The 4,305-nt window shown below is 71.5% G+C and carries 5 protein-coding genes; 2 read left to right on the top strand and 3 right to left on the bottom strand.

Annotation, left to right across the window (positions count from 1 at the left end):
• Window positions 1-1,598, bottom strand: a 1,598-nt coding sequence (locus tag FV222_RS18510; RefSeq protein ID WP_246685538.1) for a sigma 54-interacting transcriptional regulator, incomplete at its 3' end; no start/stop codon positions are given.
• Between the two features lie 266 nt (window positions 1,599-1,864).
• Between FV222_RS18510 and cynS the strand changes: the two genes are divergently transcribed.
• Window positions 1,865-2,353, top strand: a complete 489-nt coding sequence (cynS, locus tag FV222_RS18515; RefSeq protein WP_147751574.1) for a cyanase — start codon at window positions 1,865-1,867, stop codon at window positions 2,351-2,353.
• A gap of 149 nt (window positions 2,354-2,502) precedes the next feature.
• Entirely contained in the window at window positions 2,503-2,730 is a 228-nt protein-coding gene (locus tag FV222_RS18520; RefSeq protein ID WP_147751573.1) for a hypothetical protein, read from the top strand.
• A 15-nt stretch (window positions 2,731-2,745) separates the two neighbouring features.
• Here FV222_RS18520 and FV222_RS18525 read toward each other — a convergent pair whose 3' ends face one another.
• Both FV222_RS18525 and madM read right to left on the bottom strand, forming a co-directional pair.
• The gene (locus tag FV222_RS18525) at window positions 2,746-3,414 is read right to left on the bottom strand and encodes a GntR family transcriptional regulator (protein WP_147751572.1); all 669 of its coding nucleotides are present in this window, start codon (window positions 3,412-3,414) and stop codon (window positions 2,746-2,748) included.
• Between the two features lie 27 nt (window positions 3,415-3,441).
• On the bottom strand, window positions 3,442-4,206 hold the full coding sequence (gene madM, locus FV222_RS18530) for a malonate transporter subunit MadM (RefSeq protein WP_147763806.1): 765 nt from the start codon (window positions 4,204-4,206) through the stop codon (window positions 3,442-3,444).
• Window positions 4,207-4,305: the final 99 nt, after the last annotated feature.

Here is a 4,305-nt window from a genome sequence, read left to right on the forward strand (position 1 = left end):
TCCGGCAGGTCGAAGCGCAGGCGGCCGCGCACGGCCAGGATGGCCGCGCGCTCGATCACGTTCTCCAACTCGCGCACGTTGCCGGGCCAGGCGTAGCGGGCGAGCCGGCGGGCGTCGCCCTCGGTCAGGCGCGGCTCGGGGATGTTGAGGCGGCGGGCCGCGCCCTTGAGGAAGTGCTGGGCGATCGACGCGATGTCCTCCGGCCGCTCGCGCAGCGGGCTCGCGGCCAGGGGAAAGACGTTGAGGCGGAAGTACAGGTCCTCGCGGAACCGCCCCCGGCGCACCTCCTCGCGCAGGTCGCGGTTGGTGGCGGCGACGAGGCGGACGTCGACGGCGCGGGTGCGCGCCTCGCCGACGCGCTCGAACGAGCGCTCCTGCAGCACCCGAAGCAGCTTGCCCTGGAGGTCGAGGGGGATTTCGCCGACCTCGTCGAGGAACAGCGTGCCGCCGTCGGCGAGCTCGAAGCGTCCGACGCGATCCCGCAGGGCGCCGGTGAAGGCGCCTCGGGCATGGCCGAAGAACTCGCTCTCGAACAGCTCGCGCGGCACGGCGGCGCAGTTCACGCGGATCATCGGCCGGTCGCGTCGGCGGCTGGCTTCGTGGATCGCCCGCGCGATCAACTCCTTGCCGGTGCCGGATTCCCCGGTGACGAGCACGGTGGCGTCGGTGCCGGCCACGAGGTCGACCTGCCGCAGCGTCGCCGCGATGGCCGGCGAGCGGCCGATGATGCCCTGGTGGTGGCGCTCCTGCCGGATCTCCTCCTTGAGGTAGGCGTTCTCCAGTTCCAGCCGCTCGCGCAGGGAGTCGACCTCGGCCAGCGCGCTGCGCAGCCGCTCCTCGGCCTCGCGCCGCTGGCTGATGTCCCGGAACACGATGACGGCGCCGAGCAGCCGCCCGCGGTCCCGGATCGGCGTCGAAGTGTACGAGACCGGGAACGCGGTGCCGTCGCGCCGCCAGAACACCTCGTCCTCGACCTGATGCACCGCGCCGTCGCGGAAGGCCGCGTAGATCGGGCAGTCGCGGTGCGGGTAGGGCGTGCCGCCGGGATGGGTGTGGTGCACGGTGGCGTGCATGTCCTTGCCGACGAGGTCGGCGGCGCGCCAGCCGAGCATGCGCTCGGCCGCCGGGTTGACGAAGGTGGTCGCCCCGTCGGCGTTGACGCCGTAGATGCCCTCGCCCGCGGCGCGCAGGATCAGCTGGTTCTCGCGCTCGATGTCGCGGAAGATCCGCTCGACCCGCTGCCATTCGGCGACGCCGGCCCGCATGTGGTCGTCGGCCTGCCCGTCGACGACCCGGCGCCCGCGGGCCTCGAGGTCGGACAGGGTCACGAGCAGCCGCAGCGGGTCGCCGGCGAGCGGGCTCCCGGCATATTCCAGGCGTAGGCTGCGCCCGTCCGCGTGGCGCGGTTCCAGCGCCTGCGACCACCCTTGCCCGTTGGCGAAGGCGGCTTCCGTGAACACGATCAGCGCCGTCCGCTGGCCGGGATGCAACGCGCTCGCCGCGATCGCGCGGAGCGCCGCCCGGTCGTAGCCGAGCAGCCGGGCTGCAGCGGGGTTGGCGTCGACGATCCGGTCGGCCTCCGGCTCGATCACCAGCATCGCCTCGCGGTGCTGCTCGAAGACGGGTCCGAGATCGTCGGTCGCATCACCCAAGGCAGTCACCGCACCCGCTACGACATCTCGTGGTATGGCCACGAGATGTCATGGTACACGAAATCTCGTGATCCGCCCATCGTGGGCCAAAGCTCTGTCTCAGCGAAGCTTTTTGGAAGGCGTCCGGCTGGCACATCGCTTGCGCAAGCGCGTGGCCGGCCCGGCTCGATCGCCGAGCCAGACCGATCCTGCAAGCCCGAGGGATGTCCGACATGAAGCGCGAAGACCTCACTGAAAAGCTCCTCGACATCAAGCGCGACAAGGGCTGGACCTGGAAGTTCATCCAGGACGAGATCGGCGGCCTGTCGCCGATCCTGATCACCGCCGCCTGCATGGGTCAGATGAAGCTGCCGAAGGCGCAGGCCGCCAAGGCCGCCGCCCTGTTCGGGCTCACCGAATCCGAGGAGCGGATGTTGAACGAGGCGCCCTATCGCGGCTCGATCCCCTCGCTGCCGCCGACCGACCCGCTGATCTACCGGTTCTACGAGCTGGTGATGGTCTACGGCACCACCTTCAAGGAGCTGATCCAGGAGGAGTTCGGCGACGGCATCATGTCGGCGATCGACTTCAACATGACCATGGAGCGCGAGGCCAACAACAAGGGCGACCGCGTCAAGCTCGGCATGTCGGGCAAGTTCCTGCCCTACAAGTATTACGGCAGCGAGGACGGCGTGCCGGAATACGGCTTCAAGGAAGGCTGAGCCGGCACCAGCCGCTTCGGTGTCACGGGAACCGACCATCGCCCCTTGCCGGGAGCGCCGGTTTCCGTGGAAGCTTTGCCGGGCGGTCGGCGCCGGGCGATGCCGGCCGACGCCTCCCGGCCGGAACGAAAGACTCGTAGGGGAACGCGTTGACAGCGGACGACGAGACGGGGCGCCCCGGGAACCCGGTGCTCAAGGAACTCGCGACGGCGCTCGGCATCCCGGCGACGGCGTTCTTCGGTGGCTGCGAGGAGGGCGACCGGATCGCCGAGAGCGTCGAGCTGCTGCGCCTCTGGGCGACCCTCGACCGCGCCGAGCAGCGCCGGGAGATCCTGGACCACCTCCGCCGGATCACCGAGGGCCGCGCCGCCGGCTGAGCCGGGTCTCACCCGTCAGGCGTGTTCGGCGATGTAGCGTCCGAGCGCACCGGCGGCGTTGAGCATATGCGCCCGCATGCGCCGCGCCGCCGCCTCGCCGTCGCCCTCCGCGATCGCGGCGAGGATCGCGCCGTGCTCGCCATGGGAATGCCGGATGCGGTCGCCCTGGCGGAGCTGGGTGCGGCGGAAGGCCGAGAGCCGCGTGCGGATCGCCAGCGCCTGCTCGGCGAGGAACCCGTTGTGGGTGGCGGCGTAGAGCCCTTCGTGGAACTGGCGGTTCAGGCCGTCGTAGGCGTCGAGGTCGCCGGATTCGACCGCCGCGCCGGAGCGATGGTGGAGGTCCATCAGGGCGCTGAGCTCGAGCGGGCGCATGCGGTAGGTCGCGAGCCGCACGCACAGGGCCTCGACCTCGGCTGTCGCCTCGAACATGTCCATGATCCGCTCGGGCGTCATCCGCGCGACGACCATGCCGCGGCGCGGTCGCTGCTCCACCAGGCCGCCGAAGGCGAGCTGACGCAGGGCCTCCCGCACGGGAGTGCGCGAGGCGCCGAAGCGGTCGGCCAGGGTCTGCTCGTCCAAGACCGTGCCGGCGGCGAGCTCGCCCGCCGCGATGGCGTCGCTGAGCGCGTCGCGGATGCGCTCGGAGATCAGCGTTCGCTCCTCGGTGGCCTCGCCCGCGTCCATGGATCTCTCGTCATGTGAGGGGCCGTCTCAACCCACGATCGCCCGCACGGTGAGGAACAGCACCGAGGGGCCGACGAGGCACCCGATGCCGGTGTGGAAGGTCGCGGTCAGCGCGCCGTAGGGCACGAGCTTGGGGTCGGTCGCGGCGAGGCCGCCCGCGACCCCGCTCACCGTGCCCATCAGCCCGCCATAGGCCATGGCCGAGCGCGGGTTGTCGAGGCCGATCAGCTTGGCGACGAGCGGCGTGCCGACCATCACCCCCACTGCCTTGGTCACGCCGGTGGCGATCGAGAGCGCCATCACCGTCGAGTCGGCGCCGAGCGCCGCGCCGGTGACCGGGCCGACGATGTAGGTGATCGCGCCCGCGCCGATCGTCGTGATCGAGACCGCGTCGTGGTAGCCGAAGGCCACCGCCGTCAGCGTGCCGACGACGAAGGGCAGCAGCGTGCCGAGCGCCAGCGCCAGCACGCCGACGAGGCCGGCCCGGCGCGCCTCGACCACGTCCACCTCGAAGGCGGTGGCGACGATGGCGAAGTCGCGCAGCATCGCCCCGCCCATCAGGCCGATCCCGGCGAGCGCCGGGATGTCGGCCAGCCCCTTCTTGCCGCCGGTGAACACGCCGCCGACGTAGGCGAGCGCCAGGCCGAGCACGATGGCGATGGCCGAGCCGTGCACCCGCCCGTTGGTCAGTTTCTTCGCGGCGATGTCCGAGACCAGGATCAGCGCCCCGACGACCGCGAAGGCCGCGACCAGGCTCTGCTCGACGAAGACGTGCTCGAGTCCGTGCCACATGCGGCTCACCCCTTCCGGCTTGCGGAGATCGCCGAGGCGTCGGCGGGCCGTTCGTCGACGTCGCCGCCGAGGATCGCGCCGCCCTGCGCGACCTCGGGG

The sequence above is a fragment of the Methylobacterium sp. WL103 genome, from assembly GCF_008039885.1.
GTDB classification, from domain to species: domain Bacteria; phylum Pseudomonadota; class Alphaproteobacteria; order Rhizobiales; family Beijerinckiaceae; genus Methylobacterium; species Methylobacterium cerastii.

What these genes read in the sequence shown, in the direction of transcription:
- FV222_RS18525 (WP_147751572.1), bottom strand. Translation starts at nt 3,414, where the DNA reads ATGGACGCGGGCGAGGCCACCGAGGAGCGAACGCTGATCTCCGAGCGC.
- madM (WP_147763806.1), bottom strand. Translation starts at nt 4,206, where the DNA reads ATGTGGCACGGACTCGAGCACGTCTTCGTCGAGCAGAGCCTGGTCGCG.
- cynS (WP_147751574.1), top strand. Translation starts at nt 1,865, where the DNA reads ATGAAGCGCGAAGACCTCACTGAAAAGCTCCTCGACATCAAGCGCGAC.